Below are 20,342 nucleotides of genomic sequence, written 5' to 3' on the forward strand. Positions count from 1 at the left end.
CCCGCCGCGCGTTAGCGTCAGAGTCCCACCCGGCCACCCGCCCTTGCTGAGGTCTGCGCTTGAGCTTCGTCCCCGTCACCGGACCGGCCACCTTCCGCCCGGCCGAACCTCCGCGCGAGGGCGTGGTCGAGTTCAGCGACGACCGGCGCACGGTCGCGCTGCCGATCCGCGCCGCGCTGCCGGTGCTCACCAAGGCGCACGCCCGCGACGACCTCCATCCCAGCGTCGGGCTGCTGAGCGGCGCGGTCCTGCTCGGGATGCGGCTCGTGGCGGCGGGCCGCTTCGAGCCGTCCGACACCGGCCGCAGCTGGCGCGCGGGGCCGCTGGACGCCGACGACGCCGACCGCGTGCAGATGCTCGCCCGCTCGCGCTCCTACGACGGGCTCGTCGCCGACGACGCCGAGGCGCTGGTGCGCCAGGTGCTCGATGCGGTGAGCGACGCCATGCCGCGCGCGGCGCCGCTCGCCACCGCGCGCCGGGCTCGTACCCCCAGCTCCTCGACGGTCACCACGACCGACCGGGCGGCCGGTGGCTCGGACTTCGAGAGCCGGCTGCAGGCCCGCCTCGCGCGGCACCGGCGTACGGCGGACCTCGACCTGCCCCAGCTGGTCACCATCTCGCTGCGGGTGGAGGCCGACGAGGAGGAGCTCGTGGCGGGGGCCGTGCGGCTGGTCCTGCAGGTCCACGACGAGCAGAACCAGCTCCACCTGTGCGACGCGGCGACGCTGTTCACCGAGTACGGCCCCGACGCCAGCCACGGGTTCGGCGAGCGGGCGCGCACCCACGCCAGCATCGCGCTGCGCGCCGCGGCGGACGCGTGGCCGGTGCTCGACCGGCTGCTGGCCCTGCGGGTGCCCGACCAGATCACCCTCGACGCCGACGAGCTGGTCAGCCTGCTCGAGCACGGGGTGGGGGCGCTGAAGGAGCGCGGCGTCGACGTGCTGTGGCCGCGCAGCCTGGGTCGCGACCTTACCGCGACGGCGGTGCTCGACCGGGCGCCGTCGGGTCCGCGCGAGGAGCCGCTGCAGCAGGGGCTGCTCTCCTCCGAGGCGATGTTCGCCTTCAAGTGGCAGCTCGCCCTGCACGGCGAGCCGCTCAGCGAGGCGGAGATGGACGAGCTCGCACACGCGGCGGCGCCGGTCCTCAAGCTGCGGGGCAGCTGGACCGTCGTCGACCCGGCGATGGCCAAGCGGGCCCGCAAGCGCCTGGTCCGCACGGTCAAGCCGGTGCAGGCGGTCGCGGCGGCCCTGACCGGGGTCGTCCAGCTGGAGCCGGCCGACGCGTCGGGCACCGCGAGCGAGACCCAGGTCGTCGTGGGGGCCTCGCTGCTGAAGGTCCGCGACCAGCTGCGCCACGCCGCCACCCGTGACCCGGTGACGGTGCCGGCCGGGCTGCGGGCGACGCTGCGCGACTACCAGCGCCACGGCCTCACCTGGCTCGCCGACCTGACCGACCTCGGCCTGGGCGCCTGTCTCGCCGACGACATGGGGCTCGGCAAGACCGTCACCCTGATCGCGCTGCACCTGCACCGGCGGGAGGCCGGTGCGACCGGCCCGACGCTCGTGGTCTGCCCGGCCAGCCTGCTGGGCAACTGGGAGGCCGAGATCGAGCGCTTCGCCCCCGGCACCCCGACCCGCCGCTTCCACGGCGGCGAGCGCTCGCTGGACGGGCTCGGCGAGGACAGCGGGTTCGTGCTGACGACGTACGGCACCATGCGCGTCGACCACACCGCGCTCTGCGAGGTCGACTGGGACCTGGTCGTCGCCGACGAGGCCCAGCACGTCAAGAACCCCCAGTCCTCCACCGCCCGGGCGATGCGCACGATCTCGAGCCGCGCGCGCGTGGCGCTCACCGGCACCCCGGTCGAGAACAACCTGACCGAGCTCTGGGCGATCCTCGACTGGGCGACCCCGGGCCTGCTCGGCAGCCGCAACGCCTTCCGCAAGGTGTGGGCCGGGCCGATCGAGTCCGGGCTGGAGCCCACCAAGGCCCGGCAGTTCGCCGACCTGATCGAGCCGTTCCTGCTGCGCCGGCGCAAGTCGGACCCCGGCATCGCACCGGAGCTGCCGCCGAAGACCGAGACCGACCACCTGCTGGGGCTGACCCAGGAGCAGGTCGTGCTCTACGAGGCGTTCGTCCGCGACTCGATGGAGCGCATCGAGCGCGCCGACGAGGAGGCCCGCCGCGGACTGGTCCTGGCGCTGCTGACCGGGCTCAAGCAGATCTGCAACCACCCCGCCCACTTCCTCAAGCAGTCCACCGGCCGGCTCGCGGGCCGCTCCGAGAAGCTCGAGCTGCTCGACGAGCTGCTCGGCACCGTCCTCGCCGAGGACGGCGCGGTGCTGGTCTTCACCCAGTACGTCGCCATGGCCCGCCTGCTCGAGACCCACCTCGCCAAGGCCGGTGTGCCGCACCAGTTCCTGCACGGCGGCACCCCCGTGCGCGAGCGCGAGGCGATGGTCAAGCGGTTCCAGGCCGGCGAGGTGCCGGTGTTCCTGCTCTCGCTCAAGGCCGGCGGCACCGGCCTCAACCTCACCCGCGCCGACCACGTCGTCCACGTCGACCGCTGGTGGAACCCCGCGGTCGAGGAGCAGGCCACCGACCGGGCCTACCGCATCGGCCAGACCCGGCCGGTGCAGGTGCACCGGATGATCACGCAGGGCACCATCGAGGAGAAGATCGCCGAGCTCCTGGCCCGCAAGCGCTCGCTGGCCGACTCCGTCCTCGGGCGGGGTGAGGCCGCGCTGACCGAGCTGGGCAACGACGAGCTCCGCAACCTGGTCACCCTGCGCCGGCCGACGTGACGGCCCGGTGACGAGGATGGACACCGCCGACCGCCGTACCGTGCACGCCCGCCTGGCGCCCAGGCGGGGCGCCGCCCGCGCCACGCGCTGGTGGGGCAAGGCATGGGTGCGCGCGGTCGAGGAGGCGGCCTACACCGAGACCGACCTGCGCGCCGGGCGTGCACTGGCGCGCGCCGGCCGCGTCGGCGGCATCACCGTCGACGTCGGGGGCTTCGTCGCCAGCGTCGAGGACGACGGCAGCCTGGTCACGGCGTCCGGCACCGTCCCGGTCCTGGACCAGGCCGGACGCGACGCGCTGGTCGAGACCGTCGCCGCCGAGTCCGGTCGGGTGGCCGCGCTGCTGGCCGGCGACCTGCCCCACTCGCTGGTGGAGCACGCCGACCAGATGGGCGTCGAGCTGCTGCCGTACGGCGCCGAGCTGGCCACCACCTGCACCTGCGACTTCTGGGCCGACCCGTGCCCCCACGCCCTCGCCGTGCTCTACCAGCTCACCTGGCTCGTCGAGGCCGACCCGTTCGTCCTGCTCCACCTGCGTGGCCTGCCCCGCGAGCAGCTGCTGGCGGACCTGCACGCCCGGACGGTCACGGCCTCGCCGGAGGAGGGCGCGGCCACAGGTCATGCCGACGACGTCGACACCGCCCTCGACGCCGCCGTCCGCGCGGCCCGGATCCTCGAGCTCCTCGACGATCCGACCCGGGCGGTCGACCACCTCTTCTGAGACCTAAAATGCCGCGACAGCAGGACCGGTGCGCAGGAAGGATCTCGGGGATGCTCACTGCCCTGGCGCGCCACGCCCGCCCACCCTCGCCCCTGGCGGGCCGGCTGGCCGGACAGTCGCTGCTCTTCGCGCTCGGCGACGGCACGTTCATGACCGGCTCGGCGGTGTTCTTCACCCAGATCGTGGGGCTCTCCGCGGCGCAGGTCGGGCTCGGACTCACCATCGCCGGGGCCGCCGCCTTCCTCTCCGCGCTGCCGATGGGCAAGCTCGTGGACCGCTTCGGGCCGAAGCGGATGTGGGCCGTCAGTGCCGTGGGACAGGCGGCGATGTTCTCCGTGTGGCCGTTCATCACCGACTTCAAGGGCTACGTCCTGATGGCCGTCGGCATGGAGGTCATCGGCTCCCTCGGCGGCGCCGCGCACGGCGCGTACACGATCGACGTACTGCCGCCGGGCGAGCGCGTGCGGTCGCGCGCCTACATGTACTCCGCGCTCAACGTCGGCTTCACCCTCGGCTCGCTGCTCGGCGGCATCGCCCTGGCCTTCCACTCCAACACCGTCCTGCACGCGCTGCCGTGGTTCACCGCGGCGGTCTTCCTGGTCAACGCGGCGGCGATCCTCCGGCTGCCGCGGGCGCCGCACGACCTGCGCACCGCCGAGGACCGGAAGGTGCGGATCCCCGGGCCGGGGCCATTGCGCAATCCCGGCTGGCTGCTCACCAGCTTCTTCGGCGGCGTCTTCTGGACCAACCAGGTGCTGCTCAACATCGTGATCCCGCTGTGGCTGATCGAGCAGACCGACGCCCCCCGGGTGCTGCTGGCCTTCCTGTTCGGGACCAACACGGTGATGTGCATCTTCCTGCCCATGGCCGCCTCGCGAGGCGTGCGCGACGTCCCGACCGCGCTCAAGGCGGTCCGGCTCTCCTCGACGTTCTTCGTGATCTCGTGCCTGATCACCCTCGCGACCCACGACACCGTCGGCTGGACCACGATCGCGCTGGTGTGGCTCGGCCACGTCACCGTGACCGGGGCCGAGCTCTACCTCTCCGCGGCCAGCTGGTCCTTCGAGGCCGAGCTGATGGACCCGCGCCAGCGCGGCGCCTACCAGGGAGCCCAAGAGCTCAGCAGCACGTTGGGACGGGTGTGGGCGCCGGCGGTCTACACCTTCCTCGCCATGAACTGGGGGGCCGGCGGCTGGCTGGTCATCGCCGGGATCATCCTGGTGGCCACCGTCGGCATCCACCCCTCGACCCGGATGGCGCAGCGCTTCCTCGAGCGGCACGTCCCCGCCGACGTACTCGCCTCCGCCCGTGCCTCGGCGCCGGAGGCCGAGGAGGGCGCCGCCATCGGACCCCCCTCGCTCATCGACGCCGAGCCGCCCGCCGTCGGCCCGGCCCCCTGATCCCCGGGCGCGACAGCCGGGGGCGTCAGCAGGCGCGTCAGCCGGGGGGCAGCAGGGCGCGCAGTGCCATCTCGATCAGCAGGTCATGCAGCGACGGGTCGGGCAGGGCCCCGGTGCGGGGGGTGGAGTTGATCAGCCCGAAGGCCGCGTGCGCCATCGCCCGGGCAGTGGTCAGGTCGAGGTCGCGGTGCAGCAGGCGCAGCTGGTCGGCCCACAGGTCGACGTACGCGCGCTGCAGGTCGCGGACCCGCGCCCGCGCGTCGGCCGGCAGCGACTCCCAGTCGCGGTCCTGGACGATGATCAGCGCGCGGTGGTGCAGCGCGAAGTCGACGTGCCAGTCGACGAGACCGCGCAGCGCGTCCTGCGGGCCGTCCGCCGCCTCCACCCGGGCCCGTCCGACGTCCAGCAGCCGCACGCTGATGTCGACCAGCATCTCGGCCAGCACGGCGTCCTTGGACGCGAAGTGCTTGTAGAGCGCCGGCCCCGAGATCCCGCAGGCCGAGCCGAGGTCGGCGACCGAGACGCCGTGGAACCCCCGCGCCGCGAACAGGTCCGCCGCCGTCGCCAGGATCTGCTCCCGCCGCGTCGGCGCCTCCTCCCTGGCCACCCGACGAGGTTAGCGGTCGTTCACGGCGGCGGCGTTGCGGAACTTGTAACTCACTGTTACGACCTCTGTCATGCCCTTACAAGGGTGCGGTGGATGCAGTAACGGTGAGTTACAAGCTGCCTGACGCCCACCCGTGGACGCGCAGGTTAATGATCGCTAACCTGGACCGGTGACCACGGACCTGAGAGACCTCGTCGCGGACCTCCGCGAGCGGCTCGCGACCGCCCGGCTGGGTGGCAGCGAGTCGGCGCGTGCCAAGCACACCGGGCGCGGCAAGCTGCTGGTGCGCGACCGAGTGGATGCGCTGCTCGACCCCGGGAGCCCGTTCCTCGAGCTCAGCCCGCTCGCCGCGACCGGGATGTACGACGACGCCGTCCCCAGCGCCGGCATCGTGACCGGCATCGGCCGGGTCAGCGGGCGCGAGTGCGTGATCGTGGCCAACGACGCGACGGTCAAGGGCGGTACCTACTACCCGATCACGGTCAAGAAGCACCTGCGCGCGCAGGCCGTCGCGTCCGACAACCGGCTGCCCTGCCTGTACCTGGTCGACTCCGGGGGCGCGTTCCTGCCGATGCAGGACGAGGTGTTCCCCGACCGCGAGCACTTCGGCCGGATCTTCTTCAACCAGGCCAACCTCTCGGCGCGCGGCATTCCGCAGATCGCCAGCGTCATGGGGTCGTGCACCGCCGGCGGCGCCTACGTCCCGGCGATGTCCGACGAGAGCGTCATCGTCAGGAACCAGGGCACGATCTTCCTCGGCGGCCCGCCGCTGGTGAAGGCCGCGACCGGGGAGGTCGTGACGGCCGAGGACCTCGGCGGCGGCGACGTCCACGCCCGCACCTCGGGGGTCGTCGACCACCTTGCCGACGACGACCGGCACGCGCTCGCGATCGTGCGCGGCATCGTCGACACCTTCGAGCGCCCCCGGACCTCCTCGATCCAGGTCCACGACGTCGAGGAGCCGGCCGAGGACCCCGCGACGCTCTACGACGTCGTCCCCGCCGACACCCGCACGCCGTACGACGTGCGCGAGGTGATCCGCCGCGTGGTCGACGGCAGCCGGCTGCACGAGTTCAAGAAGCTCTACGGCGAGACCCTCGTCTGCGGGTTCGCCCGGATCTGGGGGATGCCGGTCGGGATCGTGGCCAACAACGGCATCCTCTTCAGCGAGTCGGCGCTCAAGGGCGCGCACTTCATCGAGCTGTGCAACCAGCGCGGGATCCCGCTGGTCTTCCTGCAGAACATCACCGGCTTCATGGTCGGTCGCGAGTACGAGAACAAGGGCATCGCCCGCGACGGCGCCAAGCTCGTCACCGCGGTCGCCTGCAGCGTCGTGCCGAAGTTCACCGTGGTCATCGGCGGCTCGTTCGGCGCCGGCAACTACGGGATGTGCGGGCGCGCCTACGACCCGCGCTTCTTGTGGATGTGGCCGAACGCGCGGATCTCGGTGATGGGCGGCGAGCAGGCCGCCTCGGTCCTCGCGACCGTCGCCGGGCGACCGGACGACGAGGACTTCAAGGCCCCGATCCGCGACCAGTACGAGACCCAGGGCTCGCCGTACTACTCCACCGCCCGGCTCTGGGACGACGGGATCATCGACCCAGCCGAGACCCGCCGGGTCCTCGGCATGGGCCTCGCGGCGGCCGCCAACGCGCCGGTCCCCGAGCCCTCCTACGGCGTCTGGAGGATGTGAGGCTCGCGCGTGGGCGAGACCAGGTTGAGCAAGCCCTGCGACCGAGGGACGAGGTCGCATCGGGCGCGTCGAAACCACAGTGACCTGACCAAGGAGATTTGATGAAGACCCTCCTCATCGCCAACCGCGGCGAGATCGCGGTCCGCGTCATGCGGACGGCACGCGCCATGGGCATCCGCACGGTCGCGCTGTTCACCGACCTCGACCACGCCGCACCGCACGTGCGTGCCGCCGACGAGGCGGTGCGCGTCGAGAGCTACCTCGGCATCGACGCGGTCCTCGCCGCCGCCCGCCAGTCGGGCGCTGACGCGGTGCACCCCGGCTACGGCTTCCTGTCCGAGCGGGCGCCGTTCGCCGCCGCCCTGGAGGCCGCCGGCATCACGCTCGTGGGCCCCTCGGCGGCGGTCATGGAGCAGATGGGCCGCAAGGACGCCGCCCGCGAGATCGCGGTCGCGGCCGGCGTTCCGGTCGTCCCGCGTGGCGAGGACGCCGGCTACCCCGTGCTGGTCAAGGCCGCTGCCGGCGGCGGCGGCAAGGGCATGCGCATCGTCCGGTCTGCCGACGAGTACGACGAGGCGGTCGCGGCCGCGCGCCGGGAGGCGCTCTCGGCGTTCGGCGACGACACCATGCTCGTGGAGAAGTACGTCGAGCACGGTCGCCACATCGAGGTCCAGGTCCTCGCCGACGCCCACGGCCACGTCGTCCACCTCTTCGAGCGCGACTGCTCGACGCAGCGCCGCCACCAGAAGGTGCTGGAGGAGGCGCCCGCGCCGACGATCACGCCGCAGGTGCGCGAGCTCGTCACGACGAGCGCGGTCGCGCTGGCCCGCCACGTCGGCTACGAGAACGCCGGCACGGTGGAGTTCCTGCTCGACAGTGACACGGGCGAGGCGTACTTCTTGGAGATGAACACCCGGCTTCAGGTCGAGCACCCCGTCACGGAGGCCACGGTGCTGGTCGAGGGGCAGGCCCTGGACCTGGTGGAGCTCCAGCTCCGCGTCGCCGCTGGCGAGCCGCTGCCCTTCACCCAGGCCGACGTCACCGTCAGCGGCCACGCGATCGAGGCCCGCGTCTACGCCGAGGACTCCTTCGGCGGCTTCCTGCCCCAGGCCGGTACGGCGAGCATCGTGCGCTGGCCGTCGGGTCCGGGGGTCCGCGTCGACCACGCGCTCGAGAGCGGTCAGGTCGTCAGCACGTCGTACGACCCGATGCTGGGCAAGGTCATCGCCCGCGGCCCCGACCGCGAGAGCGCCCGCCTCGCGCTCGTCGAGGCGCTGGACGACACCGCCGTCCTTGGGCTGACGACCAACACCGGCTTCCTGCGCGCGCTGGCCGCCGGCGAGGCGTTCCGCGACGCCACGATCGACACGGCCTGGCTCGACCACGCCGACGTCCCGGCGCCGAGCGCCGACGTGCCGCGGATGATGGCGGCCTGGGTCTCGGCCATGCTCACGGCCGGGGCGTCCGACGGGCACCCCTTCCAGGCCGACGGCTTCCGGCTCGGCGCCCCCGCGGCGCCCACGCTGGTCGAGCTCGACCGGGACGTCTTCGTCGACCGCCATGCCGGCACCGTCGACGGCGTGCCGTTCGTGATGCTCAGCGCCGCGGACCACGTCATCGAGGCGATCATCGACGGCCGTCGCCAGCACGCGGTCGTCAACGTGCAGCCCGACGTCGTCGACGTGTCCTTCCGCGGCCAGCGCTTCGTGCTGACCCCGCCCGACCGCCTCGCCGACACGGTCGCGGCCGGTGACGGCATCCTGGTCGCGCCGATGCCCGGCACCGTCCTCGAGGTCCGCGTGGTCGAGGGCGAGGTGGTGGCCGAGGGCGACGTGCTGGGCATGATGGAGGCCATGAAGATGGAGCTCACGCTCAAGGCGCCGTTCGCCGGCACGGTCACGACCGTCGGGGCCGCCGTCGGCCAGCAGGTCGCGCTCGGCGCCCGGCTGTTCGTCGTGGAGGAGGAGTCGTGACGCTGCCCGACCGGGTCACCATCTACGAGGTCGGGCCCCGCGACGGCCTGCAGAACGAGTCGGCGCTCGTGCCCACCGACGTCAAGGCGCAGTTCGTACGCCGCCTGGTGGCCGCCGGCCTGCCGGTCGTCGAGGCGACGAGCTTCGTCCACCCCCGATGGGTCCCCCAGCTGGCCGACGCCGCGGACCTGATGGAGCTCCTGGGCGAGGAGGGCCGCGACCACCCGGTGCTCGTGCCCAACGAGCGCGGCCTGGACCGCGCGCTCGAGCTCGGGGTACGCCACATCGCGATCTTCGGCTCGGCGACCGAGACGTTTGCGCAGAAGAACCTCAACCGCAGCCTGGACGAGCAGTTCGCGATGTTCGAGCCGACCGTGCGCCGCGCCCGCGACGCCGGGCTCGACGTCCGCGCCTACGTGTCGATGTGCTTCGGCGACCCCTGGGAGGGGTCGGTGCCGGTCGAGCAGGTCGTGGGGGTCGGCAAGCGGCTCTTCGACCTCGGCGCCAGCCAGCTCAGCCTCGGCGACACGATCGGCGTCGGCACCGCCAACCAGGTCACCGCCCTGGTCGAGGCGTTCGTGGCCGCCGGCATGACCACCGACCAGCTCGCCCTGCACTTCCATGACACCTACGGCCAGGCCCTCGCCAACGCCTACGCGGGGCTGCAGGCCGGCATCACCACCTACGACGCCAGCGCGGGCGGCCTGGGCGGCTGCCCGTACGCCAAGAGCGCTACCGGCAATCTGGCCACCGAGGACCTGGTGTGGCTGCTCACCGGCCTCGGCATCGACCATGGAGTCGACCTGGACAGCCTGGTCGCCACCAGTGCGTGGATGGCCCGTCAGCTCGGGCGGCCCAGCCCCTCGGCCGTGGTGCGGGCGCTGTCGCCGGGTGCGGCACAATCATCAGAGTGACTGCGACCAGACGCGTCTTCCTGCACGTCGGTGCGCCCAAGACCGGCACGACGTACGTCCAGAACCGCCTCATGCTCAACGCGCGCTCGCTCGCCGAGCACGACGTGCACTTCCCGGCGCGCATGCCCCGCGTCGACGCCTCGCTGTTCCACTTCCGCGCCGCGCTCGACCTGCTCGACCAGGACTGGGGTGGGCCTCCGGGCCACGCCAAGGGCAACTGGGACGCGCTCGTACGACGGGTCCGTCGCCGCAGCGGCACGGTCGTCATCAGCCACGAGATCCTGGCGCCCGCGCCGGTCGACGCCATCCGGCGGGCCAAGCGCGACCTGGCCGGGTCCGAGATCCACATCGTCTACAGCGCCAGGGACCTGGCCCGCCAGATCCCGGCCGCGTGGCAGGAGTCGGTGAAGCAGGGCCGCAAGTGGACCTACCGCCGCTACCTGGACCGCATCGAGCACGGGAAGCCGTGGTTCTACCGCGCCTTCGACCTGCCGAACGTGCTGAGCGCCTGGGGTGCGGGCCTGGACCCCGCACACGTCCACATCGTGACCGTGCCGCCGTCGGGAGCGCCCGCCGACGAGCTCTGGCTGCGCTTCTGCCGGGTGCTGGGCATCGACCCGGCGTGGACGCCGGAGGACAGCGACCGGGTCAACGAGTCCCTCGGGGTCGCCGAGACCCAGGTCATCCGCCAGCTCAACCGGCGCATGGACCGGGCGACCCGGCGCGAGTCGACGTTCGACGAGCTCATCCGCGAGATGCTGGCGCAGAACGAGCTGGTCGGCCGCATCTCGCCGTCGGTGCGGATGCCGCCGCGGCTGCTGCCCTGGGCCCAGGACGAGACCGGGCGCTGGGTGGAGTGGATCGAGCAGAGCGGCGTCGACGTCGTCGGCGACGTCGCCGACCTGACCCCGCTGCCCCTGGGCGAGGACGAGACGTTCGTCGACCCCGACAAGGTCTCGGTCAAGCAGCAGCTGCGGGTCTCGATGGACGCGCTCGCGGCCATGACTCGCGAGGCCGCCCGGCGGCGCGACCCGGACCAGGCGCTGCTGCGCAAGGTCCGCAACCAGGCGAAGCGGATCCGCGAGTAGTGGACGGCGTCGACGGACACCGCCGCGCGTGGGGCTGGGTCGCCCACCTGCGCGGCGGCGGCACCACCCCCTGGTCGGGCTGGGCAGGGCAGGGCGAGCGCCGCGGCGCCTACCTGCCCGGCGCCCAGCAGCTGGAGCTGCTGCGCCGGCTCAACCTGGCCGGCTCGCCCGGGCCCGAGCTGGTCGAGCGGGTGCTCGCGGCCAGCGCCCCGGGGCGGGGCAGCCCCGACCTGGAGCTGCTCGGTGCCGACGGCGGCTCCGCCTTCGGTCCTCGCCCGGTCGACCCGGCCGCGCTGCCCGACGCCGAGCTGACCCGGGTGGCGAGCAGTCTGCTCGCCGACGACCTGGTGGCCGCGGGCACTCCGCCGCGGCGCTCGCCGGCCTTCGTGCGGCCGTGGCGCATCCGCTACCGCCTCGTCGGCGACCCGTGGCTGGCCGATCCGGTGCGCGACGCCCTGATCGCGCGCGGCCGCCCGCCCGGGGGACGCGGCAGCACGATCCTCGTCCTCGGCACCGACCTGGCCACGATGCTCACCGACGCCTGGACTTCCCGCGCCTTCGACGACGGTGGCCCGGCGTGGCGGGAGTGGCTGGACCCGCTGGCCGCCGCTCGCGGGCTGCCCCGGCGGGTCGACCTGGAGCGCGCCGCCGCCACCTGGACCGAGCGCGTCGGCGCCGCGCGCGTCGGCATCGTCGTCGACCCCGCCCGGCTGCCCCGCCTGGTCGGCCTACGACGCCCGCTGCCGGCCGCGCCCCGTCCGCCCGCCGACGCCGTCGACCTCGCCCGGCGCGTCGCCGCGGTCCTCGGCATCCTGGTCCTCCCGCCTCGCCGGGCCGAGCTGCTGCGCCACACGCTGCTGCCGCGGCTGCTCGACGCGCCCGGCCGCCCGCTCGCCGTACCGGCCGAGCACGCCGACTGGGTCGTGGAGCGGGCCACCCGCCTGCGCGACGTGCTGTTGCGCGCTGGCTACGCTGTCCACGGGGACCCGGATCTGCTCGTGCCACGCCGTGCGGACCTCACGGCGGCGGGTGCTGAGCCGACCGAGGCGGGAGTGCTGGGTCTCGCGGTCCGGCTGCTGCTCGGCTGGGACCGGCCGGCGGACAGGGAGGAGCAACGATGACGCGGCGCGTGCTGCTCCATGTCGGCACCCCCAAGACCGGCACGTCGTACCTCCAGGACGTGCTCTTCCGCAACCGCCGCACCCTGGCGTCGGCCGGGATCCTCTACCCCGCGGATCGCTTCGACGCGCACTTCCTGGCCGCGCTCGACCTGATGCGGCTGCCGTGGGGAGGGCTGCAGAGTGAGGCGATCGGCGCCTGGGACCGGCTGGCCGAGCAGGTCCGCGAGCACGACGGCACCACGATCATCAGCCACGAGATCCTCGCCGCGGCGTCCCGCTCGCAGGTGGGCCACGCCCTGGAGTCGCTGGGTCACGGCAGCGGCACCGAGGTCCACCTGGTGCTGTCCGTGCGTGACCTGGTGCGCCAGATCCCGGCCGAGTGGCAGGAGAACGTCAAGCACCGCAGCAGCATCAGCTACGCCCGGTTCCTGGAGCAGATCCGAGACCCCGAGCGCGGCAGCCGGATCGCGAGCTGGTTCTGGAGCGTCCAGGAGATCCCGGACATCCTCAACCGCTGGGGCCACGACCTGCCGCCCGAGCGGGTGCACCTGGTCACGGTGCCGCCGTCCGGTGGCGACCGGGTGCTGCTGTGGAAGAGGTTCAGCCAGGTGCTGGGCCTCGACGGCCTCGACCTCGACCTCGAGGCCGAGCGGGTCAACCCCTCACTGGGGGTGCCGGAGACGGCGCTGATCCGCCGCATCAACCGCTCGGCCACCCGGGTCCTCGCACCGGCCGACTACCGGCCGCTGGTGCGCGAGCTGCTCGCCCACCGGACCCTGTCGGCCCGCACCCGCTCGCCCCGGCTGGGCCTGCCGCCCGACGTGCACCCGTGGGTGCGCGAGCTCGAGGACGCGTGGGTCGCGGAGATCCGGGCGCGCCGCTACGACGTGGTGGGTGACCTCGAGGACCTGCGCGGTGCTCCGCCCTCGGCGCGGTGGGCCGACCCCGACGCGCCCTCGGAGAAGCAGGTCGCGGGCGCGGCCGTGGACGCGATCAAGGCGCTGCTGCTCGAGAACGCCCGGCTCCAGCAGGAGGCTGGCGCCCTGCGCGGCCAGCTCGACGAGGCCCATGCGGCGCTCGAGCGGTCCTACCTGCGACCGACGTACCGGCTGCGCGAGAAGGCGGTACGCCGCCTGCAGGCCTCCACCGTCGGCCGCCAGGCGCTGCGGGTCTACCGCTTGGCGCGGGGCAGGAACTCGCGGTCGGCGTAGCGGCCGACCTTCCAGGTGAGGTAGCCGTCGGCGCCCATGCCGACGACCCCGCCCACGACCGGCACCCGGCGTCCCACGGTGACCGCCAGGCGCTTGCCGGCGACCTTGGCGATCAGGTCCGAGGCGACCTCGGTGGAGATCAGCAGGTCCAGGGAGGGGTCGTGCTGCGGGGCGGTGGCCAGCCCCATCGGCGGCGCGGGCAGCTTCCTCTTCTTGACCAGGGAGCTCACCGAGTCCTCGCCGAGCATCGCCACCAGGAGCCCGTTGCGCACGCGCGGGTCGTCGAGGTCGTAGCCGCGCAGGTGGGCGATGCCGGCGATCATCCGGCACTGGATCAGCGCCAGTCCGGTGATGTTGGTGGGGATCGTCAGCGCGGCCGTGACCAGTCCGCCGATGTTGGTGACGAAGCCCTGCGCGCCGGCGTAGCGGACATGGTTCTCGATCACCTCGTGGACGGCCTTGTCGACGTCGCCGCGCTGCTCGGCGAGCTGCCGGTCGGCGGCCACGGCCGCGGGAGGCAGCGGGCCGATGCCGACGATCGCGCGGTGCAGCGCCTCGCGCACGAACGACCCGGTTAGCCCCGGGGCGAATCCGGCCATCTTGGGGGCGAGCTGCTTGCCGACGCGAGCGGTGAGTCCCATGCCGTCGATCCTAGGAGTCGGGGGAAAGGGCTACGGTCGTCGCCGTGCCCTTCGAGCCCGTCGAGCCGCCGCCCACCCGGTGGGTCTTCGGCGACCCCGGGCGCTTCGACCCGGACGACGACCTGGTGGGCATCGGGGCCGATCTCGAGCCGGGCACGCTCCTGGCGGCCTACCGGCGCGGCATGTTCCCGATGCCGGTCGACGACCGGGGCGGGCCGATGTACTGGTTCAGCCCGGTGGAGCGCGGCGTGCTGCCGCTCGACGGACTCGTCGTGTCCCGGTCGCTGCGCCGGGCCGTGCGGGACTTCGAGATCCGGGTCGACACCGCGCTGCCGGAGGTGATCGACGCCTGCGCCGACCCGCGGCGTCCGTCGGGCTGGATCGACCGGGACATCCGGTCGGCGTACCTGCGGCTGCAGGACCTCGGGTGGGTGCACTCGGTGGAGGCCTGGCGCGACGGCGTCCTGGAGGGCGGGCTGTACGGCGTGGCGATCGGCGGGCTGTTCGCCGGGGAGTCGATGTTCCATCGGGCGCGCGACGCCTCCAAGGTGGCCCTCGTCGGACTGGTCGACCTGCTGCGCGACGAGCACGCCGACGACCGGCTGATCGACACCCAGTGGGTGACGCCGCACCTCGCCTCGCTGGGCGTGCGCGCGATGCCGCGCGAGGAGTACCTCGCCCGGCTGCCCGCGCTGCTCACCGTGCCGCCGCCTCGGCGTCTCACCTCGTGAGGCGCGGGAGGAGTGAAGGTGGCCCGTACGGGGTAGGTACCGCCTTCATCCCACGAACCCGAGGAGATCCACCGCATGAGAATCGCCCTGATCGCCGCCAGCCTCGTCCTCGTCGGTGGCACCGCCACCGCGTGTGGTGGGGCCCCGACGGACGCGTCGAAGGAGGACTTCTGCGCCTCGTTCACCAAGATCAACGAGTCGGCGTCGTTCAGCCCTGGTGAGGAGCCGACCAAGGACGACATCAAGAAGGTCAAGGACGCGGTGAAGGACTTCGAGGAGACCGGCACCCCCGAGGACATCCCCGACGACGCCCGCGAGGGCTTCGAGATCTTCACCGAGGCCATCTCGGACATCGACGACGACGCCGCCGCCAAGGACCTCGACGAGATCGACGACATCAGCGGCGACGACAAGAAGAAGTTCGACGCCTTCGGCGAGTACGTCGCGAAGACCTGCACGGAGTGACACCCCCGCCGCGGGGCCGGGACCACGAGCCGGTCCCGGCCCCGCGGCGCTCCCGGGCGCTCGGGCGCCGGGTCAGACGACCTGAGGGGGCTGCCCGGTCTCGCTGACCATGGGACGCCCGGCGGCCTCCCAGTCCAGCATCCCGCCGTCGAGGTTGACGACGTCGTACCCCTGCTCGACGAGGTAGCCCACCGCCTGCGCGGAGCGCCCGCCCACCTTGCAGACCACGAGCGTCTGCTCGCGTGGCAGGTCGGGCAGTCGCTGCGGCAGCTCCATCAGCGGGACGTGCACGGCGCCCTCGATGTGGCCGTGCGCCCACTCGACGGGCTCACGGACGTCGAGGACGGCGAGGCCCTCGGGCAGGGGGTCGGGGACGCCGTCGATGGACACGGTGGGGATCGCGGTCATGGGTCCAACCTATTTCAACAGCCTGCTCATCCGGCGGTCGGCCAGCGGTTTGCCGCCGGTCTGGCAGGTGGGGCAGTACTGCAGGCTCGAGTCGGCGAAGGACACCTCGCGCACGGTGTCGCCGCACACCGGGCACGGCTTGCCGGTCTGGCCGTGCACCGCCAGGTGGGACTTCTTCTCGCCCTTGAGCTCGCTCGCGGCGAGGCCGCGGGAGCGGTCGACGGCCTCCCCGAGGACGCCGCGGACGGCGGCGTACAGCGTGTGCAGCTCCTCGTCGTCGAGGCTGTTGGCCGGCTTGAACGGCGACATCCGCGCGGCGTGCAGCAGCTCGTCGGAGTAGGCATTGCCGATGCCGGCGATGGTGCCCTGGTGGCGCAGCACGCCCTTGAGCTGCTTGCGCCCCTCGCGCTGCAGGATCTCGCTCAGCACCTCGATGGTGAACTCGTCGGCGAGCGGGTCCGGCCCCAGCCGGGCGATGCCGGGGACGTCGGCGGGGGCGCGCACGACGTACATGGCCAGGCTCTTCTTCGTGCCGGCCTCGGTGACGTCGAGCCCGGAGTCGTCGTCGAGCACGATGCGTACGGCGAGCGGCGACTTGTTGCTGGGCTTGGGCGGCAGCGACGGCACCTCGTCGCGCCAGCGCACCCAGCCCGCGCGCGCGAGGTGGAAGACCAGGTGCACCCCCGAGGCGTCGATGTCGAGGAACTTGCCGTGCCGGGTCACGTCGTCGACCAGCGTGCCCTCCAGGGCGCTGAGCGGCGGGTCGTAGGTCTTGAGCGCGCTGAACGCCGCGACGTGCACCTTCGTGATCGCACGCCCCTCCAGCCGACCCCGCAGGTCCAGGGCCAGCGCTTCCACCTCGGGCAACTCGGGCACGGCCCCGAGTCTAGGAGCACCCCGCGCGGCACCGGGCCGCTCCGGTCGGAGGGTTCCGGCGATTTGCTGTCGCTTCTGGCGGGTGTTTCTGGCCCAGAAGCGCCGGGTTATCAGCAGATGCTGGTAACCCTGCTGCCTCGACCGGCCCGGGGTAGTCCCGGACGTTCGTGTCGCCGAAACGGGATCTCCACAGCACAAACGTCAGGGACTACCCCTCCGGCGCGTCACTCTAAGGATTTCCCTAGACAGCCGGATACCGTCCTCGACATGGACCCGATCCGCAACCCGTACGCGCCGGGGGCCGGCCAGCGACCGCCGGAGCTCGCGGGGCGTGACGAGCAGCTGGCGGCGTTCGACGTGGTCCTGGAGCGGGTGGCGAGGGGGCGACCGGAGCGGTCGCTGGTGCTGACCGGCCTGCGCGGGGTCGGCAAGACCGTGCTGCTCAACGCGCTGCGCTCGCAGGCGGTCCGCAAGGGGTGGGGCACCGGCAAGCTCGAGGCGCGCCCCGAGCAGCACCTTCGCCGGCCGCTGAGCAGCGCGCTGCACCAGGCCGTCCGCGAGCTCGGTCACCCGGCGCCGGACCAGGCCGACCACGTGCTCGGGGTCCTGCGGGGCTTCGCCCAGCGCGAGGCGGGGCCGCAGGCCAAGCTGCGCGACCAGTGGAGTCCCGGCATCGACGTCCCCGCCGTGCGCGGCCGTGCCGACTCCGGTGACATCGAGATCGACCTCGTCGAGCTGCTCACCGACGTCGGGGGACTGGCGGCTGACCTCGGCAAGGGGGTCGCGGTGTTCCTCGACGAGATGCAGGACCTCGGCCCCGACGACGTCTCGGCCCTGTGTGCCGCCTGCCACGAGATCAGCCAGTCGGGCCTGCCGGTCATCGTCGTCGGCGCCGGCCTGCCGCACCTGCCCGCCGTACTGTCGGCGAGCAAGTCCTACTCCGAGCGGCTCTTCTCCTACCAGCGCATCGACCGGCTCGACCGGGCCGAGGCCGACCGTGCGCTCACCGCCCCGGCCGCGGGCGAGGACGCGACGTTCACCGATGATGCGCTCTCGACGATGTACGACGCCACGGGCGGCTACCCGTACTTCATCCAGGCCTACGGCAAGACGGTGTGGGACCTCGCGCCCCGCTCGCCGATCACCGCCCAGGACGTCGCGGTCGCCGCGCCGGAGGCCGAGCGGGAGCTGGCCGTGGGGTTCTTCGGCAGCCGCTACGACCGGGCCACGCCCGGCGAGCGCGACTACCTGCGGGCGATGGCCGACGCCGCCGCCGAGGACGCCGACGCCGTGGGGTCGGTCCCCACGGCCGACGTCGCGGCGGTGCTCGGCAAGAAGCCGCAGTCGCTCTCGCCGGCGCGCGACTCGCTGCTCAAGAAGGGCCTGATCTACTCCGGAGAGCGCGGCCGGATCGCGTTCACGGTGCCGCACTTCGGCAGGTTCCTGCGCTCGCGCTGACGTCCAGGCGGCGGACCGCGAGGCCGATGCGGCAACGACGCCCGATTCAGGCAACACTGGTGACATGAGGCCGCAGGTCGTCGCTCATCGCGGGGCGAGCCACGAGATCGCCGAACACACCCTCGGCGCCTACCTGGCGGCGCTCGACGGCGGCGCGGAGGGCCTGGAGTGCGACGTCCGGCTCACCGCCGACGGGCATCTCGTGTGCGTGCACGACCGCGACCTGCGGCGTACGGCGAGCCGCAAGGGCGCGATCTCCACGCTCGACCTGGCCGACCTCTCCGAGCTCGACTTCGCCTCCTGGAAGAACCCCTGGTCGGAGCTGGACGACGAGGCGCCGGACCGCGACGACGAGCTCGGCCGGGTCCTGACGCTGCGCAAGCTTCTGGAGACCGTCGCCGACTACGACCGGCGCATCGAGGTGGCGATCGAGACCAAGCACCCCACCCGGTACGGCGGTCTGGTCGAGAAGCGGCTCGTGGAGATGCTCCAGGACTTCGGCTGGGACCGGGCGGGGTCGCCGGTGCGGGTGATGAGCTTCTCGTTCACGGCCCTCCAGCGGGTCGAGCGGATGGCACCGGACATCCCGTTGGTGCAGCTCATCGAGCACGCCGTGAGCTGGCCGATGCTGCGCCGGGTCATCGGCAAGGACTGGATCGTCGGTCCGGGGATCGAGGAGCTGCGCGACAGCCCCCGCTTCGCCCGCCGCATCGCGCGCAGCGGTCATGAGGTGCACGTGTGGACCGTCAACACGCAGGAGGATCTCGAGCTCTGCCAGAGCCTGGGGGCCTCGGCGGTCATCAGCGACCGCCCGGCGTACATGCTGGAGCTGCTCGCCCAGTAGGTTCGGGGGCATGGCCAAGCGCAACCGCAGCATCCGACGTGAGAACCTCCCCGCCGGCGAGGTCGGCCCCCGCGAGCCGTGCCCGTGCGGCTCGGGCAAGCGCTACAAGGCCTGCCACGGCGCCAAGGGCGGCGCCTCGGACGTCTTCGTGGGCCGCCCGTTCGAGGGCCTGCCGTCGGAGTGCGACGTGGTCGCGATGCGCGAGCTGGTGCCCGCCGCCACCGCGCCGCTGAGCGTGCCGTCCGCCGGCGACCGCAAGGTCCTGCTCTGCTCGCTGCTGCCGATGGCCGTCCCCGCGATGTCGCGCGACAGCGGCGAGGTGTGGCTGGGCCTGCAGGTGCAGCACAACTACGGCGACCCCTCGCGCGACCTGGCCGCCGTGCTCACCCGCGCGCTGGAGGCCGAGCCCGGCATCGTGGGGCTCACCGAGGCGCCGGGCGAGGGCCCGCGCCTGCAGGACCTGGTCACGGGCGACTCGCTGGACGTCACCGTCCACGATGGCTTCGAGTTCTGGGTTGCCGACGTCGAGGACACCACCGGCATGGAGTCCGCCCTCGAGCAGGCCAACCAGCAGGCCACGCCGACCGCGCGGCTGTCGTCGGTCGAGGCTGCGTACTGGACCAACGTGGGCACCAAGGAGCACCTGCGCTGGGTGATGCCGGAGCCCGAGGACCAGCTCCTCGACGCGCTCGCGCGCCTGCACGCCGCCGGCCAGGACAGCATCGCGACGGACTCGCGCCTCGTGGGCATGTTCCGGGCCCACGGACTGCTCGCCCCGGTCTGGGACCTGCCGGTCGGCACCGGCCCGGAGGTGCTCGAGGACAGCGCCGCCGCTTTCGCCAAGGACCTCGCCGAGGCGCTCGCCGACACCTCGGACCTCACCACCGCGCAGCGCGCCGCGCGCTCGGGCCTGGCCAACCGTCAGGTCACGATCCGCTGAGCGTCAGCCCAGGCGCGCTCACCCCAGGCGCGACTCGGCCACCGCGGCGAGGGCGTCCTTGAACGACGGCATCTCCTCGCACAGCTCGCGGACCGTCTCGTCGGTGAAGTGGATGGCCTCGAGCGGCGTGAGCGCCACGATCGAGGCGTTGCGGAGCTTGTGGCCGATGATCGCCTGCTCGCCCATGACGTCGCCGGGGCCGAGCTGGGCGATCTCCTCGCCGCCCCGGCGCACCGACACGGTGCCGTCGATCAGGATGTAGGCCTTGTCGGCGGGCGTCCGCTCCCAGATCGGCGACCACCCCTCGGGCAGCCGCACGTGCCGCCCCCGCGCGCTGATCCTGGCCACTTCCTGCGGCGTGAACGTGTCGAAGAACGATGCCATCTGACCGACCCTTCCGATGTGGGGCCCTCCCCGGAGGGGATGATCCCCGAGCACCGGGTCGCCTGT

The 20,342-nt window shown here is 73.0% G+C and carries 19 protein-coding genes; 14 read left to right on the forward strand and 5 right to left on the reverse strand.

All coding sequences use genetic code 11. The features are described 5' to 3' along the window. Positions 1-59 precede the first annotated feature (59 nt). Genes LQ940_RS00530 through LQ940_RS00540 form a run of 3 tightly spaced genes read left to right on the forward strand, consistent with a single transcriptional unit; the run spans position 60 to position 4,922 of the window. Positions 60-2,804 (forward strand): DEAD/DEAH box helicase, encoded by a 2,745-nt coding sequence (locus LQ940_RS00530; RefSeq protein ID WP_231241147.1) that lies wholly within the window; start codon positions 60-62, stop codon positions 2,802-2,804. 16 nt (positions 2,805-2,820) lie between these two features. Further along, entirely contained in the window at positions 2,821-3,522 is a 702-nt protein-coding gene (locus LQ940_RS00535) for an SWIM zinc finger family protein (RefSeq protein ID WP_231241145.1), read from the forward strand. Positions 3,523-3,572: 50 nt separating this feature from the next. Continuing rightward, a complete protein-coding gene (locus tag LQ940_RS00540) occupies positions 3,573-4,922 on the forward strand; it encodes an MFS transporter (protein WP_231241144.1) in 1,350 nt (449 codons plus the stop codon). A gap of 37 nt (positions 4,923-4,959) precedes the next feature. Here LQ940_RS00540 and LQ940_RS00545 read toward each other — a convergent pair whose 3' ends face one another. Beyond that, a complete protein-coding gene (locus LQ940_RS00545; protein WP_231241142.1) occupies positions 4,960-5,529 on the reverse strand; it encodes an SACE_7040 family transcriptional regulator in 570 nt (189 codons plus the stop codon). A 169-nt stretch (positions 5,530-5,698) separates the two neighbouring features. Between LQ940_RS00545 and LQ940_RS00550 the strand changes: the two genes are divergently transcribed. From LQ940_RS00550 to LQ940_RS00575, 6 genes are all read left to right on the forward strand, one after another. Then, positions 5,699-7,222 carry a carboxyl transferase domain-containing protein gene (locus LQ940_RS00550; protein WP_269217223.1) on the forward strand — a complete coding sequence of 508 codons (1,524 nt, stop codon included), beginning with the start codon at positions 5,699-5,701 and terminating at the stop codon, positions 7,220-7,222. Between the two features lie 101 nt (positions 7,223-7,323). Next, positions 7,324-9,195, forward strand: coding sequence for an acetyl/propionyl/methylcrotonyl-CoA carboxylase subunit alpha (locus tag LQ940_RS00555; protein WP_231241141.1), 1,872 nt, complete (start codon positions 7,324-7,326; stop codon positions 9,193-9,195). Next, the gene (locus LQ940_RS00560; protein ID WP_231241139.1) at positions 9,192-10,109 is read left to right on the forward strand and encodes a hydroxymethylglutaryl-CoA lyase; all 918 of its coding nucleotides are present in this window, start codon (positions 9,192-9,194) and stop codon (positions 10,107-10,109) included. Before LQ940_RS00555 ends, LQ940_RS00560 begins: the two co-directional genes overlap by 4 nt. Continuing rightward, positions 10,106-11,197, forward strand: coding sequence for a hypothetical protein (locus tag LQ940_RS00565; protein WP_231241137.1), 1,092 nt, complete (start codon positions 10,106-10,108; stop codon positions 11,195-11,197). The genes LQ940_RS00560 and LQ940_RS00565 overlap by 4 nt, the downstream gene beginning before the upstream one ends. Continuing rightward, a complete protein-coding gene (locus LQ940_RS00570; RefSeq protein ID WP_231241135.1) occupies positions 11,197-12,318 on the forward strand; it encodes a hypothetical protein in 1,122 nt (373 codons plus the stop codon). Before LQ940_RS00565 ends, LQ940_RS00570 begins: the two co-directional genes overlap by 1 nt. Further along, positions 12,315-13,529, forward strand: coding sequence for a hypothetical protein (locus LQ940_RS00575; protein WP_231241134.1), 1,215 nt, complete (start codon positions 12,315-12,317; stop codon positions 13,527-13,529). Before LQ940_RS00570 ends, LQ940_RS00575 begins: the two co-directional genes overlap by 4 nt. Here LQ940_RS00575 and LQ940_RS00580 read toward each other — a convergent pair. Next, on the reverse strand, positions 13,490-14,170 hold the full coding sequence (locus LQ940_RS00580) for an EcsC family protein (protein ID WP_231241133.1): 681 nt from the start codon (positions 14,168-14,170) through the stop codon (positions 13,490-13,492). The two genes, LQ940_RS00575 and LQ940_RS00580, sit on opposite strands and share 40 nt — an antisense overlap. 44 nt (positions 14,171-14,214) lie before the next feature. Here LQ940_RS00580 and aat point away from each other — a divergent pair, with 44 nt between their 5' ends. Both aat and LQ940_RS00590 read left to right on the forward strand, forming a co-directional pair. After that, entirely contained in the window at positions 14,215-14,901 is a 687-nt protein-coding gene (gene aat / locus LQ940_RS00585) for a leucyl/phenylalanyl-tRNA--protein transferase (protein ID WP_308217413.1), read from the forward strand. Between the two features lie 75 nt (positions 14,902-14,976). Then, positions 14,977-15,366 (forward strand): hypothetical protein, encoded by a 390-nt coding sequence (locus LQ940_RS00590; protein WP_231241132.1) that lies wholly within the window; start codon positions 14,977-14,979, stop codon positions 15,364-15,366. 72 nt (positions 15,367-15,438) lie between these two features. Here the strand turns inward: LQ940_RS00590 and LQ940_RS00595 are convergent, their stop codons facing one another. Together LQ940_RS00595 and LQ940_RS00600 are read right to left on the reverse strand one after the other, a co-directional pair. Continuing rightward, positions 15,439-15,774 carry a rhodanese-like domain-containing protein gene (locus LQ940_RS00595; RefSeq protein ID WP_231241124.1) on the reverse strand — a complete coding sequence of 112 codons (336 nt, stop codon included), beginning with the start codon at positions 15,772-15,774 and terminating at the stop codon, positions 15,439-15,441. Between the two features lie 9 nt (positions 15,775-15,783). Continuing rightward, entirely contained in the window at positions 15,784-16,650 is an 867-nt protein-coding gene (locus tag LQ940_RS00600; RefSeq protein WP_231241123.1) for an Fpg/Nei family DNA glycosylase, read from the reverse strand. Between the two features lie 267 nt (positions 16,651-16,917). Between LQ940_RS00600 and LQ940_RS00605 the strand changes: the two genes are divergently transcribed. The 3 genes from LQ940_RS00605 to LQ940_RS00615 all read left to right on the forward strand — a co-directional run bounded on the left by LQ940_RS00605 (position 16,918) and on the right by LQ940_RS00615 (position 19,892). Next, positions 16,918-18,108, forward strand: coding sequence for an ATP-binding protein (locus LQ940_RS00605; RefSeq protein ID WP_231241121.1), 1,191 nt, complete (start codon positions 16,918-16,920; stop codon positions 18,106-18,108). A gap of 64 nt (positions 18,109-18,172) precedes the next feature. Beyond that, on the forward strand, positions 18,173-18,952 hold the full coding sequence (locus tag LQ940_RS00610) for a glycerophosphodiester phosphodiesterase (protein ID WP_231241120.1): 780 nt from the start codon (positions 18,173-18,175) through the stop codon (positions 18,950-18,952). A 10-nt stretch (positions 18,953-18,962) separates the two neighbouring features. Then, positions 18,963-19,892 (forward strand): DUF5926 family protein, encoded by a 930-nt coding sequence (locus LQ940_RS00615; protein WP_231241118.1) that lies wholly within the window; start codon positions 18,963-18,965, stop codon positions 19,890-19,892. An 18-nt stretch (positions 19,893-19,910) separates the two neighbouring features. Here LQ940_RS00615 and LQ940_RS00620 read toward each other — a convergent pair whose 3' ends face one another. Next, the gene (locus tag LQ940_RS00620; protein ID WP_231241116.1) at positions 19,911-20,276 is read right to left on the reverse strand and encodes a Crp/Fnr family transcriptional regulator; all 366 of its coding nucleotides are present in this window, start codon (positions 20,274-20,276) and stop codon (positions 19,911-19,913) included. Positions 20,277-20,342: the final 66 nt, after the last annotated feature.

It is taken from the genome of Nocardioides sp. cx-173, assembly GCF_021117365.1.
In the GTDB taxonomy this organism is placed as follows: Bacteria; Actinomycetota; Actinomycetes; order Propionibacteriales; family Nocardioidaceae; genus Nocardioides.

Excerpts from the sequence above, each read along its gene's own strand:
- LQ940_RS00575 (WP_231241134.1), top strand. The coding sequence starts at position 12,315 with ATGACGCGGCGCGTGCTGCTCCATGTCGGCACCCCCAAGACCGGCACG.
- LQ940_RS00595 (WP_231241124.1), bottom strand. The coding sequence starts at position 15,774 with ATGACCGCGATCCCCACCGTGTCCATCGACGGCGTCCCCGACCCCCTG.
- LQ940_RS00540 (WP_231241144.1), top strand. The coding sequence starts at position 3,573 with ATGCTCACTGCCCTGGCGCGCCACGCCCGCCCACCCTCGCCCCTGGCG.
- LQ940_RS00555 (WP_231241141.1), top strand. The coding sequence starts at position 7,324 with ATGAAGACCCTCCTCATCGCCAACCGCGGCGAGATCGCGGTCCGCGTC.
- LQ940_RS00620 (WP_231241116.1), bottom strand. The coding sequence starts at position 20,276 with ATGGCATCGTTCTTCGACACGTTCACGCCGCAGGAAGTGGCCAGGATC.
- LQ940_RS00535 (WP_231241145.1), top strand. The coding sequence starts at position 2,821 with ATGGACACCGCCGACCGCCGTACCGTGCACGCCCGCCTGGCGCCCAGG.
- LQ940_RS00590 (WP_231241132.1), top strand. The coding sequence starts at position 14,977 with ATGAGAATCGCCCTGATCGCCGCCAGCCTCGTCCTCGTCGGTGGCACC.
- LQ940_RS00580 (WP_231241133.1), bottom strand. The coding sequence starts at position 14,170 with ATGGGACTCACCGCTCGCGTCGGCAAGCAGCTCGCCCCCAAGATGGCC.
- LQ940_RS00605 (WP_231241121.1), top strand. The coding sequence starts at position 16,918 with ATGGACCCGATCCGCAACCCGTACGCGCCGGGGGCCGGCCAGCGACCG.
- LQ940_RS00610 (WP_231241120.1), top strand. The coding sequence starts at position 18,173 with ATGAGGCCGCAGGTCGTCGCTCATCGCGGGGCGAGCCACGAGATCGCC.
- LQ940_RS00615 (WP_231241118.1), top strand. The coding sequence starts at position 18,963 with ATGGCCAAGCGCAACCGCAGCATCCGACGTGAGAACCTCCCCGCCGGC.